At 62.8% G+C, this 20,487-nt stretch carries 14 protein-coding genes; 3 read left to right on the forward strand and 11 right to left on the reverse strand.

The annotated features are described in order from the left end of the window. Positions 1-2: 2 nt before the first annotated feature. The 11 genes from QRN10_RS12040 to tssA all read right to left on the reverse strand — a co-directional run bounded on the left by QRN10_RS12040 (position 3) and on the right by tssA (position 16,831). On the reverse strand, positions 3-4,415 hold the full coding sequence (locus tag QRN10_RS12040) for an RHS repeat-associated core domain-containing protein (protein ID WP_285428456.1): 4,413 nt from the start codon (positions 4,413-4,415) through the stop codon (positions 3-5). A 12-nt stretch (positions 4,416-4,427) separates the two neighbouring features. Further along, entirely contained in the window at positions 4,428-4,862 is a 435-nt protein-coding gene (locus tag QRN10_RS12045; protein WP_065879244.1) for a DcrB-related protein, read from the reverse strand. Between the two features lie 15 nt (positions 4,863-4,877). Then, a complete protein-coding gene (locus QRN10_RS12050; RefSeq protein WP_181076225.1) occupies positions 4,878-6,818 on the reverse strand; it encodes a type VI secretion system Vgr family protein in 1,941 nt (646 codons plus the stop codon). A gap of 149 nt (positions 6,819-6,967) precedes the next feature. After that, the gene (gene tssH, locus QRN10_RS12055; protein WP_253509800.1) at positions 6,968-9,631 is read right to left on the reverse strand and encodes a type VI secretion system ATPase TssH; all 2,664 of its coding nucleotides are present in this window, start codon (positions 9,629-9,631) and stop codon (positions 6,968-6,970) included. Next, entirely contained in the window at positions 9,624-10,667 is a 1,044-nt protein-coding gene (gene tssG / locus QRN10_RS12060) for a type VI secretion system baseplate subunit TssG (RefSeq protein ID WP_181076228.1), read from the reverse strand. The genes tssH and tssG overlap by 8 nt, the downstream gene beginning before the upstream one ends. Beyond that, positions 10,631-12,490: a type VI secretion system baseplate subunit TssF gene (gene tssF / locus QRN10_RS12065; protein WP_034101508.1), complete on the reverse strand. Its 1,860-nt coding sequence runs from the start codon at positions 12,488-12,490 to the stop codon at positions 10,631-10,633. The genes tssG and tssF overlap by 37 nt, the downstream gene beginning before the upstream one ends. Continuing rightward, entirely contained in the window at positions 12,487-13,002 is a 516-nt protein-coding gene (gene tssE / locus QRN10_RS12070) for a type VI secretion system baseplate subunit TssE (protein WP_042945974.1), read from the reverse strand. The genes tssF and tssE overlap by 4 nt, the downstream gene beginning before the upstream one ends. A 90-nt stretch (positions 13,003-13,092) precedes the next feature. Further along, a complete protein-coding gene (locus tag QRN10_RS12075) occupies positions 13,093-13,581 on the reverse strand; it encodes an Hcp family type VI secretion system effector (protein WP_017526783.1) in 489 nt (162 codons plus the stop codon). Between the two features lie 170 nt (positions 13,582-13,751). After that, the gene (tssC, locus tag QRN10_RS12080) at positions 13,752-15,248 is read right to left on the reverse strand and encodes a type VI secretion system contractile sheath large subunit (RefSeq protein WP_181076229.1); all 1,497 of its coding nucleotides are present in this window, start codon (positions 15,246-15,248) and stop codon (positions 13,752-13,754) included. Positions 15,249-15,250: 2 nt separating this feature from the next. After that, positions 15,251-15,757 (reverse strand): type VI secretion system contractile sheath small subunit, encoded by a 507-nt coding sequence (gene tssB / locus QRN10_RS12085; RefSeq protein WP_034101506.1) that lies wholly within the window; start codon positions 15,755-15,757, stop codon positions 15,251-15,253. 54 nt (positions 15,758-15,811) lie between these two features. Continuing rightward, complete coding sequence (tssA, locus tag QRN10_RS12090; RefSeq protein WP_181076231.1) at positions 15,812-16,831, reverse strand: type VI secretion system protein TssA; 1,020 nt, start codon at positions 16,829-16,831, stop codon at positions 15,812-15,814. 394 nt (positions 16,832-17,225) lie between these two features. Between tssA and tagH the strand changes: the two genes are divergently transcribed. Genes tagH through tssK form a run of 3 tightly spaced genes read left to right on the forward strand, consistent with a single transcriptional unit; the run spans position 17,226 to position 20,482 of the window. Further along, the gene (gene tagH / locus QRN10_RS12095; protein WP_285428458.1) at positions 17,226-18,572 is read left to right on the forward strand and encodes a type VI secretion system-associated FHA domain protein TagH; all 1,347 of its coding nucleotides are present in this window, start codon (positions 17,226-17,228) and stop codon (positions 18,570-18,572) included. Between the two features lie 50 nt (positions 18,573-18,622). Continuing rightward, a complete protein-coding gene (gene tssJ / locus QRN10_RS12100; protein ID WP_181076234.1) occupies positions 18,623-19,132 on the forward strand; it encodes a type VI secretion system lipoprotein TssJ in 510 nt (169 codons plus the stop codon). Positions 19,133-19,147: 15 nt separating this feature from the next. Then, positions 19,148-20,482: a type VI secretion system baseplate subunit TssK gene (tssK, locus tag QRN10_RS12105; protein WP_253509797.1), complete on the forward strand. Its 1,335-nt coding sequence runs from the start codon at positions 19,148-19,150 to the stop codon at positions 20,480-20,482. Positions 20,483-20,487 lie beyond the last annotated feature (5 nt).

Here is a 20,487-nt window from a genome sequence, read left to right on the forward strand (position 1 = left end):
TCCTAATTATAATGTGCGCCTGGGCGCGCATTTTTATTCAATTGTCTCTCGCCAGAGCGGAGTAATCTTCGCTCATCGGACACGATTTTATCTAGGGCTTTGCGGTATTGGGCCTGATCCCAGTTTTCACGTTTGCCAACCTTTTGTACTCGATCCATTTTGCTTCCAAGGTTTTGATTGACCCTGGCTGCATGGCGTCCTTGGTGAATAGACCGACGTCCGTCAGTCATCGCCCGAGTCTTGTTGGGCAGGAATATTTTATTTTGCCGACTTTGCAAATCGAATCCTGCCAATTTAAGCAGAGGGTGATTTTTAGTACTGGCATGCTTGTCGCTCAGTATGTGGTGGTCTTGGTATCCCTGTTTTTTCAGGCGTCCAATGCGTCGGTTTATGGATGAGGTACAGCTCCAGCCCAGTGGGTCAACCCATCCATATGGATTGGCGGCATACAAATAAAGATTGATGCCCCCCTCCAACCCAATCGGATCCGGCGTAGTAAACCGCCCCACATCCGGATCATAAAACCTGAACGTGTTGTAGTGCAGCCCCGTCTCCCGATCCAGGTACTGCCCCTGAAACCTCAGGTTCTGCTCTTCAATGTAATAAGGCTCGCGCACCTCTTCCAGCGTGTTGCCCCACACCCGATATGTCGCCTGCCAAACCGTGTGTCCATCCGCTTCGGTGAGTTGTTCCGGCAAGCCGTTCAGGTCGTTGTGGTAATAGCGGATTTTTTGCAGAGGCCCGGTGCCGTCAACACGGGCAATAGGCTCGTAGCCTTCGTCTTGGTAAATGTAAAGACTGGTCTGACTGTGTCTATGCTCCTGCAACAACCGCAGGCCATCCCACACAAAACGCGTTTCCCCCAGCGGATACCCGTCACCGCCGTGCTCGGTTTTCGCGATGCGTCGGCCCAGCGGGTCGTAGGTCATTCTGACCACGCTGCCGTTTTCATTGCGTACTTCGATCAGACGGCTTTCGGCGTCGTAGGCAAAGCGTTGCAGGCCGCGCGCGGTGCTGCGTTTTTCGATTGTGCGGCCAAAGGCGTCATAGCGATAACGCTTGTCTTGGTAGGTCAGCAGCTTGTTGTGCACCACCAGCCCGGCACCCGCCTGCGGGCCGTCCAGCAGGTTGGCGGCGGCGTCGTAGGCGAAGGTTTCGCGTTGGCCGTGCAGGCTGTCCTGGCTGGCGATGATGCGGCCGGTGGCGTCGTAGTGCAGCAGTTGGCGGTGTTGTGTGGCGGGCTGCTGGTCGAGTTTGCCGATCAGGTTGTCGGCGGGGTCGTATTCGAATTGTTTCTGTGCGGCTGCCGGTAGCAGCGACGGTTGGCCCGCCAGACGACGTTGACGTGCGCGCAGACGGCCGCTGCGGTCGTATTCGCTGCGGGTGCTGAGCTGGCCTTGGGTGCGCAGCACTTCGCGGTGCAGGCGGTCGCGTTCGAAGTCGCTGATCACCTGACCGTCGAGGTTGATCTGATGCAGGTGGCCGCTGCCGTAGTACAGGCGGTTGAGCCAGCGGGCGTCGGGCAGTTGGGTCTGGATCAGGTTGCCGAGTTCGTCGTAGTGGTGGTGCAGGCTGCCCGCCGAGCTCTGTTCGGCGAGTAACTGGCCAAGGGCGTCATAGGCGAAACTTAGGGCCTGGGTATTGCCTTGCAGGTCGGTGAACGTCACCGCGGTCAGCTGGTCCACGGCGTCGTAGCTGTAATCGGTGCGGCCATCGTCGGTGGTCTTGGCGATCAGGCGGCCAACCGCGTCGCGCTCCAATCGATGCACGATGGGCGCGGGCGGTGTCTCGGGGACGACGGCCAAGCCGCTGCCATACGGGGCCGGAACAGCGGTCACCGCAATCACATTGTCCAGCGGATCGTAGTGGTAGCACTTGGCGCTGCCATCCAGGTCCTGCTGCTCGGTCAGTCGGTCCCCGGCGTCCCAGGCAAACCGATAACGCTCGCCGTTTTCGTTGATCAGCGCTTGCAGGCGCCCATAGCTGTCATAGCCGAACTGCACCTGCCGACCATGGGCGTCGATGCGCTGGCGCACCTGGCCGCGACGGTTGTGCTGGTACAGGGTGGTATGCCCGGCCGGATCGGTGTAACCCACCAGTTGGCCGCTGGCGTTGCGCTGGTACTGCTCGGTGCGCCCGTCCGGCAATTGGCTGCTGAGCAGGCGCCCCTGGGCGTCATAGCTGAACAGGGTGCGCTCGCCGAGGGCGTCGGTGATGATCTGCAAGTTGCCGCGCTCGTCGTAGCTGAAGCGCGTTGGATAGCCGGAGCAATCCACGTGCTCGACCAACTGCCCGAACGGGTTCCAGCGCAGCGTCTTGCTTTTGCCGGTGGCGTCGATGATTTCTACGGGCTGGCCGTGATCGTCATAGCGATAGCGGGTGACATAGCCCAGCGGGTCGGTTTCGGCGATGCAGTTGCCGCGCTGATCGTAGCGATACGCCCAGCTATTGTCGGTGGCGTCGGTCTCCACCAGTGGCAGTGCCCAATGCTCAAGCCACAAGGTCGAGTCGCTGCGGCCCAGCGGGTCAGTCTCGCCGATCAGGTTGCCGGCGTCGTCGTAGCTATACGTATAGCGCCCGCCCAGCGGATCGGTGGCACTGAGCAATTGGCGCTCGTCGTTCCACTCGAACAGCCAGGTTTGCCCGAGGTTGTCGCTGTACCGAACGATCTGGTGCTGGGTGTTCCAGTGGCGGGTACTGACGCGTTGCAAGCCGTCGGTAATCCGCGTGATACCGGCCTGCAAGTCATAGTCGAACTGGTAGGTGTCGCCTTCATCGGTCCAGTGCCGGACCACGCGCCATTCCGCGTTTTCAACCAAGGCCCACTCGTAAAAGCAGCGCAACCCGGTCGGTAACTGGTGTTCCACCATGCGCCGGCCAGCATCGTAGCTGAAGCGCCGCTGCACCTGGCCAGTGGCATCGCGGACCTCAGCCAGGTTGCCGATAGCGTCGTAGCCGTAGCTGACCAGCACTTCGCGGCGCTGGTCGGGGTACAGCCGTTCGAGCCGCACCACGTGGCCTTGATCGCGGATCAACTCCACTTGCACCAGATCGAACGTATCGCGCAGCCGGATCAGCCGCCCGGCGTCGTCATAATCGACGTGAATGCGGTTTTCGTTACGGTCGCCGAGTTGGCTGAGGCGCAGCAACGCCGGGTTGGCAGAGGGTTCAAACAAGCGATACAGCCCGTCATCGCTCTCGATCAGCAACTGCCCGTTGAGATGTCGGCGCACGGCCAGCCCCTCACCGGCGCTGAACACCGCGCCGCCCAGGGGGATGCTGCCCATGTCGATAGGCCGGCCCTGTTCATCGGTGTAGATCAGTGTTTCACCGCCGTCGGGGTGAGGCTGGATGGCGACGCACACTTCATACGGCACGCTCCAGCCTGGGCCGAACAGGCTGCCCGTGCGTTCGTCACGGCTGTTGTAGAACCGCTGCCAATCAATCGGCAGGATGCCGGGCAGGACGAAGTCCAGCTCATCATCGCCGCCCAACACCTTGGCGCCGGTGGCCGCATGCACCGGGTTCGACGAGCCCATCGCCGCGTTGGCCATCGCCCCCATCGCACTGCTGACGGCCATCGAAGCCGCGCCGCCGATCAACATACAGGGCAACTTGCTGAAGAACTTGCCCTTGCCGCCCTTGAGCATCAGCAACGCCGTCACCGCCAGCCCGACGCCCGGTGTCTTGCCGCTGCGGATCTCACGCACCACCACCGAGCCGCCGCCAATCGTCACGTTGGAGGAGATCAGCCCCGACGACACCACCGTCGCGTCGCACGTACTGCGGTCACCGCTGCGCACCGCCGGCTGGCCATTGATGGTGACTTTTTCCGAACCCTCGGCCAGAAACTGCGGCGGCATCGGCGGATGCTTTGTGCACGTCACCTGATCCAGCGGCTTGGGTTCGGCGCCGGGGGCGGGCGTGGCCACCGTGGGGCGCCACATCTGCGAGAAGAAACTCTCGGCCATGTCCAGGAAGCTGGCTTCCGGCTCGGGCGCGGGCTCTTCCAGCTCAGTGCCGGCGGGTGCGACGTGAGAGGTGATCGCCCCGGCGGCGCGCGCGGCCGGAATATTATTGGTCAGGGTGTTGGTGGAACCGGTGAGGATGTTCGCCTGCACCGTGGGCGGAAACAGGGCGTTGCTGAAGCTCTCGCATAAATTCGATAAGCCTTTGTCCGCGCCGGTCTTGCTCATGGCCAGGCCGACAACCGTGCCCACCACGGCGCCCAACAGGAAACAACCGAGCCCGCCGGTGGCCACGGTAATCCCGGTGGCGGCAACCACCGCCGCGGTCGCCACCGCCGTGATCGCGATGTTAGCCGCCACTTCCAGCACACCGCCGAGGATGTCGGCCATCATCGAGGTGTGGGAGAGCGCATCGCCCATGCGGGCGGCCCAGAGTGCGTCAGACATGCAGGCAACTCATCAGGAAATAGCGTCGAACGACAGCGAATTTTTAATCAGCGCCCAATGCGCCGCCTCGGCATCCCCAAGCTTGTCCGCCTTCACATAACTCAAGGCGAGCATCTTGCGCGTGCCCGGTATCACCAGCGCCAGCTGATACTGGAACACCTTGTCGTTGCCCTTGTTGAACTGGCTGCGCAGCTCGATGCCTTCCACTTCCTGCGCGGCGCCCAAGCGCACGTCCACGCCCGGTTGATAGCGCAGCTCCTGCACTTGTTTTTCCAGGCGCTGGAGTTGGTCGTTGAAGTTGCTGTGCAGGGTTTCGCCGTCGGCCAGCAGGCTGCGGCTGACGATCAGGGATGTGCCCAGCTCAGGGAATTTGAGGATATTGATCGTCGCGTCCTGCAGCTCGCTCGCCGGCAGTTGGAACTGGAATTCGTTGATTCGGTACGTCATGGCAAACGGGTCTCGTCAGGAGCTTTTCGGCGCGGGGAACGCGGCTTTGATATTGGCGTCGATGCTGGCTTTCTGGCCCTGTCCATCGGGCGTGGCGCCAGGGCCGCCGCCGTTATTGAGGTGCAGCACGCCCTTGGTATTGAACTCGGCGTCGCCGCTGGCATAGAAGCTGATGTTCACGCCGGTGAGGTTGATCTGCCCGCTGGCATTCAACTCCAGGATGCTTTCGCCGCAGACCAGGCGCAGGTTTTCGCCCACCTCGATCACATAGCTCTGGCTGATGCTGTCGGTCTTGCGCTGGCCCACCGAGAGGATGTCTTCCTGCTTGACGATGCGCAGGCGGTTGTTGCCGATGGTCACCGTCTCGTTATGGCCGATGCTTTTGTTGCGGTCATGCCCGACGGAGTGGCTCTCATCCACCTCCACCACAATGTCCTGGTTACGCTCGGCATGGATATACAACTGCTCCAACCCCTTCTTGTCCTCCATACGGATTTCATTGAAGTTGGCTGGCGTGCCGCCCTTGCTCGAACGACTTTTCATGCCGCTCTGGGTCGCGTTCTCGGGCAAGTCATAGGGCACGGTCTGCTCGGCGTTGTACACGCGGCCGGTGATGATCGGCCGGTCCGGGTCGCCTTCCAGAAAGCTCACAATCACTTCCTGGCCAATCCGTGGAATCTGCATCGAGCCCCAGTTCTTGCCGGCCCAGGATTGCGACACACGAATCCAGCACGAGCTGTTTTCGTTGGATTGGTCGTGACGGTCCCAATAGAAATGCACTTTCACGCGGCCGTACTGGTCGGTCCAGATCTCCTCGCCTTTGGGGCCGACCACCAGCGCGGTCTGCGGGCCTTTGACGATGGGCCGGTGAGTGGTGGCCAACGGGCGGAAGCTTTGCTGGGCGTCGATGCAGGTCAGGCTGCTTTCGAACTGCGCCGAGGCCGAGCCGCCGCCGCTTTCGAGGTTTTCCTGGACGATGTAGTAGCGGATGCCAACGATCAGGTATTCGCGATTCTGGTCCTGGCGGCTGAAGCCGGTGAGGCTGAACAGGTGGCCCGAACCCAGGCCGCGCGCATTACCGGCAAACTCGATTTGTTCGTGCAGGGTTTGCAGCGCTTCGATGCGGGTGCGCGCGTAGTGTTCGCCGTCTTCGCTTTGCACGTAGGTGCCGGGGTAGTCGTACAGCGGATAGTCGCCGGCAGTGTGCGGGCGCGGCATGGCCGAGCGCACGTCGATGCTGGCGCTGGGGCGCTGGAAGTCATAGTCGTTGAGCTCCAGCGAGCCCGGCTGCACCTCCTGCGCCAGGTGCCAGTTATGCATGTGGTCGCGTTCGCGCTGTTGCTCGTCCTTGGGGTAATACGGCACCGACGCGTAGCCCGGCACCGTGGTGTGGGCGCCGTAGGCGTCGGCCAGCACCAGCACATGGCGGTCCTGTTCATGGCGGAAGAAGTAGTAGATGCCTTCCTGTTCCATCAGGCGGCTGACGAAATCGAAGCTGGTCTCGCGGTACTGCACGCAGTATTCCCACTCGCGGTACGGCCGGCTCAGGGCGTCTTCGAAGTCGGAAAAGCCCAGGTCGCGGAACACCTGCTTGATGATCTGCGGGATGCTCAGGTTCTGGAAAATCCGGCAATCCGAGGTGCGGGTCAGCAGCCACAGCCACGGGCGCAGCGTCACCTGGTAACTGGCGAACTGGCCTTGGTCGATGTTCTGGCTGCAGCGCGCGACGATACCGTGGAAGTGCCGCTCGCCGCCGTCCGCCAATTGCAGGCCGACGCTCATGGGTTTGCCGAGCAACTGGTTGAGGTCGATGTTGGCGTCCAGGGACGTCAGCTGCAGCTCGTAATTGAACAGGCGGCCAAGCTCTTCACCGCCGCCCATTTCATTGAGCAGCAGCACATCCGGCCCGAGAGGGCTGGTGATCTTGGCCAGGCGTGAGGCTTGGTTGAATAGCATCGAAGTACCCTAATAACTGAAGGAACCCAGTCCAAATGTGGGAGGGGGCTTGCCCCCGATAGCAGTGTGTCAGTTGATGCATGCAGTGACTGATTCACCGCTATCGGGGGCAAGCCCCCTCCCACATTTAAACCTTATTTCAACAGTCGTTATTCGGCGTCGTTGAAGTCGTAGTGCAGCTCATTATCCCGACTGCTGATCCGCACCCCCGCCAGTGCCTTGCCTTCGAGCATGCGCGTGAGGAACTCACGGCTCATGTCCGGCAGCAGGCTGTTGGTGAGGATGGTGTCGATCATGCGTCCGCCGCTTTCGGTCTCGGTGCAGCGCGAGACGATCAGGTCGACCACCGCGTCGTCGTAGTCGAAGGCAACCTTGTGGGTATTCTCCACGCGCTTTTTGATGCGGTTCAGTTGCAGGCGGGTGATCGCCTTGAGCATTTCATCGCTCAGCGGGTAGTACGGAATGGTTACCAGACGGCCGAGCAAGGCAGGCGGGAAGATCTCCAGCAGCGGCTGGCGCAGGGCCTTGGCGATTTCTTCCGGCTCGGGGATGTTCGCCGGGTCTTTGCAGACCTGGGAAATCAACTCGGTACCGGCGTTGGTGGTCAGCAGGATCAAGGTGTTCTTAAAGTCGATCACACGGCCTTCGCCGTCTTCCATCACGCCCTTGTCGAACACCTGGAAGAAGATCTCATGCACGTCCGGGTGGGCTTTTTCCACCTCGTCCAGCAGCACTACGCTGTAGGGCTTGCGCCGTACCGCTTCGGTCAGCACGCCGCCTTCGCCGTAGCCGATGTAGCCCGGTGGCGCGCCCTTGAGGGTCGACACGGTGTGGGCTTCCTGGAACTCGCTCATGTTGATGGTGATCACATTCTGCTCGCCGCCATACATGGCTTCGGCCAGGGCCAGGGCGGTTTCGGTCTTGCCCACGCCGGAGGTGCCGGCCAGCATGAACACACCGATCGGCTTGCTCGGGTTGTCGAGGCCGGCGCGGGAGGTCTGGATGCGCTTGGCGATCATCTGCAAGGCATGGTCCTGGCCGATGATGCGTTTTTTCAGGTGCTGATCCAGGTTCAGCACGGTTTCCAATTCGTTGCGTGCCATGCGGCCCACCGGAATGCCCGTCCAGTCGGCGACCACCGAGGCTACGGCCTGGTAATCCACGGTCGGCAGGATCAACGGAGTTTCGCCTTGCAGCGCAGTGAGGCGTTGTTGCAAGTCGACCAATTGAGCGCGCAATTCGTCGTTGCCACTGTCCACCACCCCGGCCTTTTCACGCAGCGTTGCTCGGGTCGCGAGCAACTCATCCACCAGGGTTTTTTCTTCGGCCCAACGGCTTTCGAGAGTGGCCAGACGCTCACGTTCGGCGCTCAGCAAGGCTTCGCTGTTGCTCTGGCGCGCGCCGGTGTCGATGCCGATGGCGTGCTCGCGGGCGATGATCTGCAGCTCGGTTTCCAGGGCTTCGATGCGACGACGGCTGTCGTCCACTTCCGCCGGTACCGCGTGCAGGCTGATGGCGACGCGGGCGCAGGCGGTGTCCAGCAGGCTTACGGATTTGTCCGGCAACTGGCGCGCCGGAATGTAGCGGTGGGACAGCTTCACCGAGGCTTCCAGGGCTTCGTCGAGGATCTGCACCTGGTGGTGCTTCTCCATGGTCGAGGCCACGCCGCGCATCATCAGCAGCGCCTTGTCTTCCGACGGCTCGGCCACCTGCACCACCTGGAAGCGGCGGGTCAGGGCCGGGTCTTTCTCGATGTGCTTCTTGTACTCGGCCCAGGTGGTGGCGGCCACGGTGCGCAGGGTGCCGCGCGCCAATGCGGGTTTGAGCAGGTTGGCCGCGTCGCCCGTCCCGGCGGCGCCACCGGCACCCACCAGGGTGTGGGCTTCGTCGATGAACAGGATGATCGGCTTGGGCGAGGCCTGCACGTCTTCAATCACCTGGCGCAGGCGCTGTTCGAACTCGCCTTTCATGCTGGCGCCGGCTTGCAGCAGGCCCACATCCAGGCTGCGTAGTTCCACGTCCTTGAGCGCGGGCGGCACGTCACCGGCGACAATGCGCAGGGCGAAGCCTTCGACTACGGCGGTCTTGCCGACGCCGGCTTCACCGGTGAGGATCGGGTTGTTCTGGCGGCGACGCATGAGGATGTCGACCAACTGGCGAATTTCTTCGTCACGCCCCACGATCGGGTCGAGCTTGCCGCTGCGCGCCTGCTCGGTCAGGTCCACGGTAAAACGCTTGAGCGCTTCCTGCTTGCCCATTGCGCTGGGTGCCATGGCGCCGCTGGCTTCGCCTGGGACGGCTCCGGCGTTGAAACCGTCGCTGGCGGTCAGGGCGTTTTCCGGCGAGTCGCCGACGTATTCGTCAAAGCGCTCGCTCAGGGCCTCGGCCTTGATTTTGTCGAACTCGCCGGACAGGCCCAGCAACGCATGGCGCAGGCTCGGCGTCTTGAGAATGCCCAGCACCAGGTAACCGGTGCGCACCTGGCTTTCGCCGAACATCAGGCTGCCGTACACCCAGCCGCGTTCCACGGCTTCTTCCACGTGGGACGACAGGTCGGTGATCGAGGTCGAGCCGCGCGGCAGGCGGTCCAGGGCTTCGGTCAGGTCGCGGGCCAGGCGCGCCGGTTCGACGTTGAACTGGCGGATGATGCGGTGCAGGTCCGAGTCCTGCAGTTGCAGCAACTGGTGGAACCAGTGGGCCAGTTCCACGTAAGGATTGCCCCGCAACTTGCAGAACACGGTGGCGGCTTCGATGGCTTTGTAGGCCACGCTGTTGAGTTTGCCGAACAGTGCGGCGCGACTGATTTCACCCATGCTCTGGATTCCTTGAGGTGGTGGCTTGATCGGCGTAATGCCGGGCCAGGATTAAGTCGTTGGCGTCAACCGCAGGTTGGCCGAGCCACGTGTTGAAGCCCAGGCGGAACTGGCCGTTAAGCCGCAGCGCCGGGACTTCGGGTTGTTGCAGGACCAGGTTCAGGTCCCAGTCCAATTCGTGGCCCAGGTACTCGGCCACCCATGCCACCAGTTCGTTGAACGGCTGGTGGCCGGGCAGCATGCCCATGTAGTCATCGAGCGTGAGCGGGCCCAGGCGGATACGGAATTTATGCTGGCGGTCCCATACATGGCTGCCCAGGCACAGGTCCACGCCCAGCCGGGTGGCGTTGACGCCCACACGGCTGCGTTCGGGCAGTTCGAGCCATTGGCCGACGTATTCCTCGATCTCTACCGGCAGGCCGAAGTACTCGCTGAGGATGGCTTTCAGCCCGTCCGGATAGCGGGTCTGTGCCGACAGGTGGCCGCTGTAATGCAGCTTGGCCGTGTCGGGAATCAGCCCCTGGTTGAGCAGGCTCGGCATGCCGCGACCGCTCAAGGCGGCGAGGCGCGCGGACCAGTAGTCATCGTCCGGGCGGTCGTGGCTGACCGTCGGCCGCGCCTCGGCCCAGGCCCGGTAAAACAGGCTGAGCAGGCGATGGTGGAACACGTCCAGGAACGCTTTGCTGGTGCTGTCGGCGTTGTTGCGCTGACGCTCGCGCACGTATTCGGTGATGTGCAGCGGCAGCGGGCCGTTGGGGCCGCCGAGGCCGAAAAAGAACTGCTCCAGCCGCGCCGGCCGGCCATCGCCGCCCGGCGCCACCGAGGCCAGGGTTGCCGGGGCGAAGGTGCAGTCGGCCTGTTGCCCAAGGCGCAACGGGTCGTCCGCCAGACGCAGGGAATGGCCCAGGCGCGGCAGGTGCGGTGACTCGCATTCGATGCGCCGCAGGGCCTGGAAGAAATCGTATTCCCAGGGCTCCTGGTGCATCGCTTCCAGGGTACTCACAGGGTCGGACGACGTCCGGGCTTGGCTTTCCATCGCATGATCTCGCCGCGTTCGGTGGTACGGATCACCGTCTCGGTAAAGCTGTTGATCGACACGTAGCGTGCCAGGAAGCGCTCCAGTACCGCACCGAGCAGGAATACGCCGGTGCCACGAAACGCGTTTTCATCGAATTCCAGTGTAATTTCCAAGCCTCGGCCAAACACGATCGGGCCGGGCATCGGCAGGCGCCGGGTCACCGCTTTGCTGCTGACTTCGCGCAGGCCTTCGATCTGCAACTGCAGGGCGGCGTCGTTGCTGTCGCCATACAGGCGCAACAGTTCGCGTAAGGCGCCGGCGCCCTGGCCCTGTTCGCTCAGGGACAGGTAATTGAGCGACAGCTGGCTGATCAGGCGCCACGCCTTGGCGTCATGGGCATGGCTGGCACGCGGGCGGCTCGGGCCGGCAACGCAGCGCACGGCCAGTACCGGCGCGCTGTCGGCCAGGGTGAAGTCGGTCTTGCCGTTGCCCACGCTCATGAACAGCGGCAGGTCGCGGTTGGTGCACAGCGCGGTCACGCCGAGTTGGCGCAGGTCGTGGCGATACGGCGCTTGTTGGCTGTCCACCAGGCTGACGAAGGTCTCGCTGCCCACATACGTGGAGCGCGGGCCATTGCGGCGCTGGTCGCTGGAGAGCACGCGGGGCTCGCGCCGCACCGTGTAGTAAGCCTTGTCACGGCCATAGCGCGATGGGTCGCGCACCGCATAAAACGGCAGGAACGGCTGCTCCGGCCCGGTGCCATGGCCGGTCAGGCCGGTGAGGGAATGCACCTCGAAATCCATCGGCCGGGTGCGGTCGGCGATCACGTGGTGTTCGTTGACGCGGTCGGACAAGTGAATACGGTCCAGGCGCTTGGGGAACAGGTTGATCGCCGGGGTGCAGAACGGCAGGAACTGCGCCGCGCCGACGCTGCCTTCCAGGCTCGGCTCGTGACGGTCAAACAGTACGATCAATTCCAGCTCCTGGCCGTCGCAGCGCTTGACCGCACGGCTCAGCTCGGCGAACTCCACGAACAGGAACCGCTGGGGCAGGGCGAAGTATTCCTGCAACAACCGATAACCCTGGAACGCTCGCGCCACTACCGGCATGGCCGCATCGGCGTCGTCGAACCCGCGTGAGCGCAGTGCGTCCTGCGGTAGACGCTCGACCCAATCGCCACCGGGCTTGCGTGCGAATACCGCGCAGGCGTTGCCCAGCAGTTGTTCGTAAAGGCGGAACGGTTGCTCGTCGGCACCGCTGAGGTACAGCGGCAGGCTGTCCAGATCGAGGCTGTTGAACGGCAGTTCGGCGCCGGTGCGCAAGGTCAGGCGCAGACCGGCCTTGGCCTTCGGCTCGCTGGCGGCCAGGCGCCCGAGCACGGTGGCCGGGTTGCCGAAGTACTCGGCGTTGCTCACCTGCAGTGGCCACAGCGTTACCGGGTGCGCGGTGCGGTACTCGCAGCAGGTCTGGGTCTCGCGGCCCAGGGCGGCGCGCAGGACGGTGTCGCGCGGCAGCGGGAAACCACCGACCAGGGAACCTTCGTCGGGGTCGGTCTGCAACTGCACCACGGTCATCGACGGCGTCGGCGCCAGGTAGTGCGGGTAGGCGATTTCCAGCAGGTTGTGGGTGAACGTCGGGTACTCGGCGTCGAGCTTGAGCTGCACGCGGGCGGTGAGGTAGGCAAAGCCTTCGAGCAGGCGTTCGACGTACGGGTCGGCGCAGTCCATACCGGACAGGGTCAGCCGACTGGCGATCTTTGGGTATTCCTTGGCGAACTCGGCGGCGCTTTCGCGCACGTGGTGCAATTCCTGGTTGTACAGCTCCAGCAGGCGCGGGTTCATGGGCGCCTCCGCTGGTCGGCATTGACCACGCGTACATGGCCGGATTCCAGGTCCAGGTCGGTCTGCAGCAGCAGGCGCAACGGCACCGGTTGAGCCCACAGGTCGCCTTCGATTTCGAAACTCAGGGCGTTGTGGTTCATCTCGCCCTGGCCGACCCGGGCTTTGACGCGCAGGGTATGGCGCAGAATGCGCGGTTCGAATGTGGCGATAGCCTGATAAATCAGGGCCTCCAGCGCTTTGATATCCACGCTGGACACGCTGTTGCCCGCCAGCGCCGGCAGGCCGTAATTGACCACGGAGGTGCCGGCCGGGGTGTGCAGCGTTGCATCGGCGTCGAGCAACGACGTGGTGTTAAGCAGCCACGCCAGGTCGCGCAGCACCGAGGCTTTCAATTGAGTCAGGGACAGCACGCGTTTGTCGGCGCTTTCCTTGGGGTTGGTTGGGTCGTCGTCGGTCAGCCGATCCAGCAGGGACGGTTGCAGACGGTCGCGGGAAGCGATTTCAGTTACCACCAAAGCAGCTCCACGGACGGATTGCGAGAGGAACAAGATGCTGCATGTGAGGCTGTAGTGCCGTGGCGCGGGGCCACGGCACAAGGGCTATCAGCGCTTGGTGTTGGAACGGATGTTCCAGCCAAACTTGACCGCGCCGCCGTCTTTGGTGCCGTCGGCTTTCTGCGGCTGGTAGTCCACCATCACTTGGGCGAAGTTCAGGGTGACGTTCTCGGTCAGGCGGTCATCGGTGCCCGAACCGCCGGTGCTCAGCGACGTTACCAGCACTTCTTCCAGGTTGATCACCATGTACTCGACCTGGCTTTCACCACCGGCCTTGCGCACGGTCAGCTTGACCTTGTCGATGTGCTTGCCGCTGGCGCACAGCATCATCAGGTTTGGCGACGCCTTGTCGACGTACTTGGTCAGCGACAGGTCCTGGATGTTCACCTTGCCCGCGCCGCCGCCACCGCCAACGTGCATGTTGCCGGACTGGGACATGCCCCAGCTCCAGTTCAGCACGTCGATTTCGTCTTTGTGGGCCTTGTCCATGGACTCGCCCTTGATGTCGCCGATCTTGATGAAAATATCAACAGCCATGTTTTCTCCCTGTGTGGCTCTTGCCACTGAATTTGAGTGACTCCAAATGGGCAGTGCTTTTGTGTGGGTGGGGCTTGCCCCCGATGCAGGCACCTCGGTGTGTCAGTCACACCCCAGTGATGCTATCGGGGGCAAGCCCCCTCCCACAGAAGAGCCAGCTCATCCGTGGGTCAGGCGCTTTTCGCCGAAGGCAGCTTCGACACCAGACGCAACGACACGGTCAGCCCTTCGAGCTGGTAGTGCGGGCGTAGATAGAACTTGGAGTTGTAGTAACCCGGGTTGCCTTCTACTTCTTCGACGATCACTTCGGCGGCTGCCAATGGGTGCTGGGCCTTGGTGGTTTCGGTGGAGTGCGCCGGATCGCCGTCCACGTAGTTGAGGATCCAGTCCTGCAACCAGCGCTGCATCTCGTCCTTCTCTTTGAAGGAACCGATCTTGTCGCGCACGATGCACTTCAAGTAATGAGCGAAACGGCAAGTGGCGAACAGGTACGGCAGGCGCGCGGCCAGGTTGGCGTTGGCGGTGGCGTCCGGGTCGTCGTATTCGGCCGGTTTCTGCAACGATTGCGCGCCGATGAAGGCGGCGAAATCGGTGTTTTTCTTGTGCAGCAGCGGCATGAAACCGTTCTTCGCCAGTTCCGCTTCACGGCGGTCGCTGATGGCGATCTCGGTCGGGCACTTCATGTCCACGCCGCCGTCATCGGTCGGGAACGTGTGGGCCGGCAGGTTTTCCACTTCACCGCCAGATTCAATGCCACGGATGCGCGAGCACCAGCCGTAGTGTTTGAACGAACGGTTGATGTTCACCGCCATCGCGTAAGCGGCGTTGGCCCAGGTGTACTTGGAGCTGTCGGCGCCGTCGGTGTTTTCTTCGAACGCGAAGGCTTCCACCGGGTCGGTCTTGGCGCCGTACGGCAGGCGCGCCAGGAAGCGCGGCATGGTCAGGCCGATGTAGCGCGAGTCTTCCGATTCGCGCAGCGAACGCCAGCCGGCGTATTCCGGAGTGGTGAAGATCTTGGTCAGGTCGCGCGGGTTCGACAGTTCCTGCCACGAGCCCATGCCCATCACGGTCGGCGACGCCGCGGCGATGAACGGGGAGTGCATGGCCGCGCAGACTTTCGACAGCTCGCCGAGCAGTTCGACGTCGGGTGGCGACTGGTCGAAGTAGTAGTCGCCCACCAGGCAGCCGTATGGCTCGCCGCCGAACTGGCCGTATTCTTCTTCGTACATTTTCTTGAAGATCGGGCTCTGGTCCCACGCAGTGCCCTTGAATTTCTTCAGGGTCTTGTGCAGGTCCGGCTTGGAGATGTTGAGCACACGGATCTTGAGCTGCTCATCGGTCTCGGTGTTGTTGACCAGATAGTGCAGGCCACGCCAGGCGCTTTCCAGCTGCTGGAAGTCCGGGTGGTGGATGATCTGGTTGACCTGGGCGGTCAGCTTGGCATCGATCGCGGCGATGATCGATTCGATCGACTTGATCGCATCGTTGGACACCAGGTCGGTCTGCGCCAGGGCTTGTTCGGCCAAGGTGCGCACGGCGGTTTCCACGGCTTCGCGGGCACGTTCGGTCTTGGGTTTGAATTCCTGCATCAGCAGGGATGCGAACTCGCTGGTTTCTTCAGTAGCGCCCAGGCTCTGGACGCCTTCGCGTGCGGTGTTGTCGGTCATGATTACTGATCCCCTGCAGGCTTCGGCGCGCTGGCAAGTGCCTGAAGCAGTGCCGGGTCCTTGATTGCCTTCATGATGATTTCTTCAGCGCCGGTCTTGCCGTCCATGTAGGTCAGCAGGTTGGCCAACTGAGTGCGGGCTTCGAGCAGCTGGTTCAGCGCGTCGACCTTGCGGGCCACGGCGGCCGGGCTGAAGTCGTCCATGCTTTCGAAGGTCATGTCCAGGCTCAGGTTGCCTTCGCCGGTCAGTTCGTTCGGCACGTGGAATGCCACGCGCGGCTGCATGGCCTTGAGGCGGGAGTCGAAGTTGTCGACATCCACTTCAAGGAATTTGCGGTCGGCCACCGGCGCCAGAGGCTCGGCAGGCTTACCGGCGAGGTCGGCCATCACGCCCATCACGAAGGGCAGCTGGACCTTTTTCTCGGCGCCGTAGAGCTCGACGTCGTACTCGATCTGCACTCGAGGCGCGCGGTTGCGCGCGATGAATTTCTGAGAACTTTGCTTCGCCACGTTGCTGCTCCTGGTCGCTTGAGCGACGGTGTTGTTACTGCACAGCCGGGCGGTTTATTCGCCGTCCGGGCCACGCAGGTTTTCAAATTGGGACATGCCGTCGGGAATCAGGTTGCGCACGATTGCTTCGAAATCGGCATGGACCAGATTTTTGGCCCGGTTCAATAACACCGGCAGCGGGCTCGAGGGCTCGTGCCGGGTGTAGTACGCGAGGATCTTGTCAAGGCTGCGCAGCACGTCGTCGCGGCTGGCGATATCGCCGACCGGGCGTGGCGCCGCTGGGGCAGGGGCGAAGTCGGCCGAGGGGGCATTGTCTTCACTGACGGCCTCGGGTTCGCTGCTGCTGTCGGTGCCCGGCACCGCTTGATTGAGTATTTGCAGCGCTTGCTTGAGCGGCTGCTTCAACGCGCTGAGGTCCACGCCCTGGGCGGAGCCGACCTGCTCGTTGACCTGTTGTTCAATGGCTTCGCAGGCAGCCCGCGCGGCGCTCAAGGCCTCGCGGGTGGCTTGCAGGTGATCGGGGTCGCTGTCGAGGAACGCCGCGTTGAGTTGCTGGGCGCCCAGTTGTTCATCCGGGAAGTGCATCAGGCCGCTGGCGTTGAGCGCCGCGCGCAGGCTCACCGGGCCGAACGTGCGCGAGCGGGTGAGGATGCTTTCGCGCAGCAGGCGGATGGTTGCGTCGCTGGTCAGGCCGGCCAGTGCATTGATGCGCACGGTGGGGTCGTTATCGTCGTCGGCGTCCAGGCGCGGGTGCAGGTCGGCCCAGTATTGGCGCAACAACGCGTCGATCAGCGTGAGGACTTCGGCCAGCCCGGCCACGCCTTGCAGGGCCAGGGAACTTTGCAGCAGAAAGTGAGTGATGCGCAGGTCTTTGCTGCGCTGCAGCAAGTCGAGGCTCTGCTGCTGGATGCTGCGCCATTCCGGCGGTTCGGCGGGCAGGATGGCATCACCCATGCTGCGCTCGGGTTGCCCCTTGGCGTCACGCTCAAGCTGGAGAAAGTCCGCGTCATATTCCATGTCTTCGCCACACGGCGAGTTCGCGGAAACGGCGGCGAGCAGCAAAGGCACATCCACTGAAATCGATCTCCCTATCCGCCCGTTAAGATGACGGGCTATTCATGCATTAGTTGCGCAAGGAACTTTGCATGTTTTCTTGGTCATATAAGCACAGTGCTATTAATGTGCCATCATTGGTGTTCAAGAAGTTGTGCATTTTTGGTGTAGTACTTATGCCTTGTCAAGGTAAGCTATTCGCCCTCTGTGACAGATGTGCGGTGCTTAACAACCTGTGCGACTGACGGGTCGAAGCACGCACCGAGGCAGGATTTTTGTCAGGCGGCCCAGTTAACATCAGCGATCATGCTGACAACAGCGGGTTGTAAAGGGTCGATTGCATGGCCCGATGGGATTTCCCGGGAATGTTCAGCCCGGGAATCGACTGCGCGCGAAGTATCAGCAAGGAGGCAAGATGTCGCTGTGTTTGACTATCACTAGTTATCACAAGATTACCCCCGGGCAGTGCCCCGAAAAGTCCATGAACCAGGGCTCGATGGCGATCGGCCGCAGCTCGGATAATGACTGGGTATTGCCCGACCCCGAGCGCCTCGTGTCTTCGCAACACTGCGTTATTCAATACAAAGACGGCCGTTATTATTTAACCGATAACAGCACCAACGGCGTGGAGTTGGTCAACGCCGGCATCCGCATGCGCCGCGGCAACAGCGAGCTGCTGCAGGATGGCGAACTGATCCGTATCGGCGATTACGAAATCCAGGCACGCATCGATTTCAGCGTGCAAGCCGTTGAAAGCCAGCCCTTTGCCGGTGAGTCGCCGAACAGTTTCGAAGCGCTGATGGGCGCCGTGGCCGGCCCCGTGACGCCCGCGCCGATGCCGCAGCCAGCGATCGCGCCGCAGTTCCAGGGTGCGTCGTCGATGGACACCCTGCCGGACCTGTTCGACTTCCTCAGCCCCACCGCCGTGCCGCCGCCGACCGTGGCCGATCATGTGCCCAGTGAACAACACGACTTCCGCCCGCCGACGCCGGTGAGCGTGCCGGTGCCCGAGGCGCCGGTGGCGTCCGGTTCAGTGATCCCCGAAGATTGGGACCTGCTCAGCGACGCGCCGCCGCCGATTATCAGCGCGCCGGCACCGACTCCATCGCCGCCACCGCCAGTGACGCCATCCGCGCCCATGCCCGAGGTGGCACCGCCGGTGGTCAATGCCGGGCAACCGGACCTGCTGCAAGCCTTCCTGCGCGGTGCCGGCCTCGACCAATTGCGCCTGGATAAGGCCGACGCCTGCGCGCAGATGGAAAGCATCGGTCGCAGCTACCGGCTGATGGTCGAAGGCTTGATCGACGTCCTGCGCGCCCGGGCCAGCCTCAAAGGCGAGTTCCGCATGCAGCAGACCATGATCCAGCCCGCTGAAAACAATCCGTTGAAGTTCGCACCGAATGCCGACGAAGCGTTACTGCTGCTGCTGCGTCACGGCAACCAGGCGTTTATGGCGCCCGATGTCGCGGTAAAGGAAAGTTTCGACGACCTGCGCGCCCACCAACTGGCGGTGATGGCCGGTGTGGAAGCGGCGATCAAGCACCTGCTCAAGCGCTTCGAACCGGCGCAACTGGAAGAACGCATGGGCAAGCCCGGTGGGCTGTCGAGTATTTTCAACGGGTCACGCCAGGCCCAGTACTGGCAGCAGTTCACCGAGCTCTACGGCAATATTTCCCGTGAGGCCCAGGAAGACTTCCAGGACCTGTTCGGCCGCGAGTTCAGTCGGGCCTATGAAGAACACAGCGCACGACAGCGGCGCTGAACCGCACACACGGATTAACGGATAGCTAAGTACGTCATTGAGGACGCAGGATGATTCCCAGGTTTTTACTCGCAGTCGCCACCGCGCTTCTGCTGACGGCGTGTGCCAAAGACGCCGCCAAACCCGAAGCCGCCGCCGAGGCTGAAGCGGATACGGCTGCGGTCGAATTGCACTTTCACGCCATTGCCGGGCTCAACCCCGGCGCCAATGGCCAGGCCGCCCCGGTGCGCGTGCGGATTTTCGAACTGAAGAATGCCGCCACCTTTGCCCGCTCCGACTATTTCGCCCTGGCCGACCGTGCGCAATCGACCCTGGGCCTGGACTTGTTGGACCAGGACGAAGTGATGGTGCAGCCCGGTCAGCAACTGAGCATTCAGCGTGACCTCGACCCGTCGACGCGCCAGATCGGCTTGCTGGTGGGCTACCGCGAACTCGATCGCGCGCAGTGGCGCACGGTGATCAATGTGCCGGCGCGTCAGTACACCGAATACCAGATCAGCCTCGATGTGCGCGCGGTGCGCGCCGACGTCGTGGTTACCCCATCCAGCCCTGCCCAATAAGCAATCGGAGCCCCCATGTCCTGGAACAATCGCGTGGTCTGGTCGGAAGGCATGTTCATCGGAACGCAGCACTTCCAGCAGCATGACCGTTACCTGGAAAACCTGATCGACGCCCGCAGCCGCCCGCTGTCCGCCGGTGCCTGGGGCTTTTCCGAGTTGCTGATCGACCAGGGCCTGTTGGCCCAGGGCAAGCTGGCCATCGTCTCGGCGCGGGGCCTGCTGCCTGACGGCACACCGTTCAATATTCCCCAGGACGACCTGGCGCCCAGCCCGCTGAACATCGATGACAACCTGCGCGACGGCCTGGTCTACCTGGCCTTGCCACTCAAGCGGGCCGGCGTGCGCGACACCGTCGACGAGGGCGAAGCCCTGGAAGCCGCGCGTTACGTGAGCCAGGTGCGCGAAGTACGCGATGACAACGCACCGTTCGAAAACCGCGCGCCGGTGGCCGTGGGTTCTCGGGCGCTGCGCCTGCTCACCGCCCAGGATGGCATCAGCGATTACGCCGCCATCGGTGTGGTACGCATCAAGGAAAAACGCGCCGACCGCGCGCTGGTGCTCGATGACAGCTACATCCCACCGGTGCTGGACGTGGCCGCGAGCAAACCGCTCACCGCGTTTCGCAGCGAATTGCTGGGCCTGCTGCACCAGCGTGGCGAGGCCCTGGCCGGCCGCGTGGTGGCCTCGGGCGCCGGCGGCGCCTCGGAGATCGCCGACTTCATGCTGCTGCAACTGGTCAACCGCGCCCAGCCGCTGATCCAGCATTTCAGCCAGTTGAGCCCGCTGCACCCGGAGCGTTTCTTCAGTGAACTGGTGAGCCTGGCCGGGGAGTTTTCCACGTTCTCCACCTCGGGCCGTCGTCCTCAGGAATACCCGCAATACCAGCACGACGATCTGGCCGTCAGCTTCGCCCCGGTAATGGCGGCATTGCGCGAAGCGTTGTCGATGCTGATTGACAGTAAAGCCACGCCAATCCCGATTGTGGAAAAAGCTTATGGCATCCACGTGGCAATGCTGGCCGACAAAACCCTGCTCGACAACGCCAGTTTCATCCTGGTGGTGCGTGCCGATGTACCCGGCGAAACCCTGCGCGCGCGCTTCGGCCAGCAGAGCAAGGTAGGGTCGGTTGAACACATCCGCGACATGGTCAACCTGCAGTTGCCGGGCATCGGTCTGGTGCCGTTGCCGGTGGCGCCACGCCAACTGCCGTATCACGCAGGCTCGACTTACTACGAGCTGGACCGGGGCAGCGAGCACTGGCAGCAACTGAGCAACTCCGGTGGTTTTGCTTTCCACATCGCCGGGCAGTTCCCGGGCTTGAACCTGGCCTTCTGGGCGATCCGAGGATAATCCGC

It is taken from the genome of Pseudomonas sp. lyk4-R2A-8 (genome assembly GCF_030209095.1).
GTDB classification, from domain to species: domain Bacteria; phylum Pseudomonadota; class Gammaproteobacteria; order Pseudomonadales; family Pseudomonadaceae; genus Aquipseudomonas; species Aquipseudomonas quebecensis.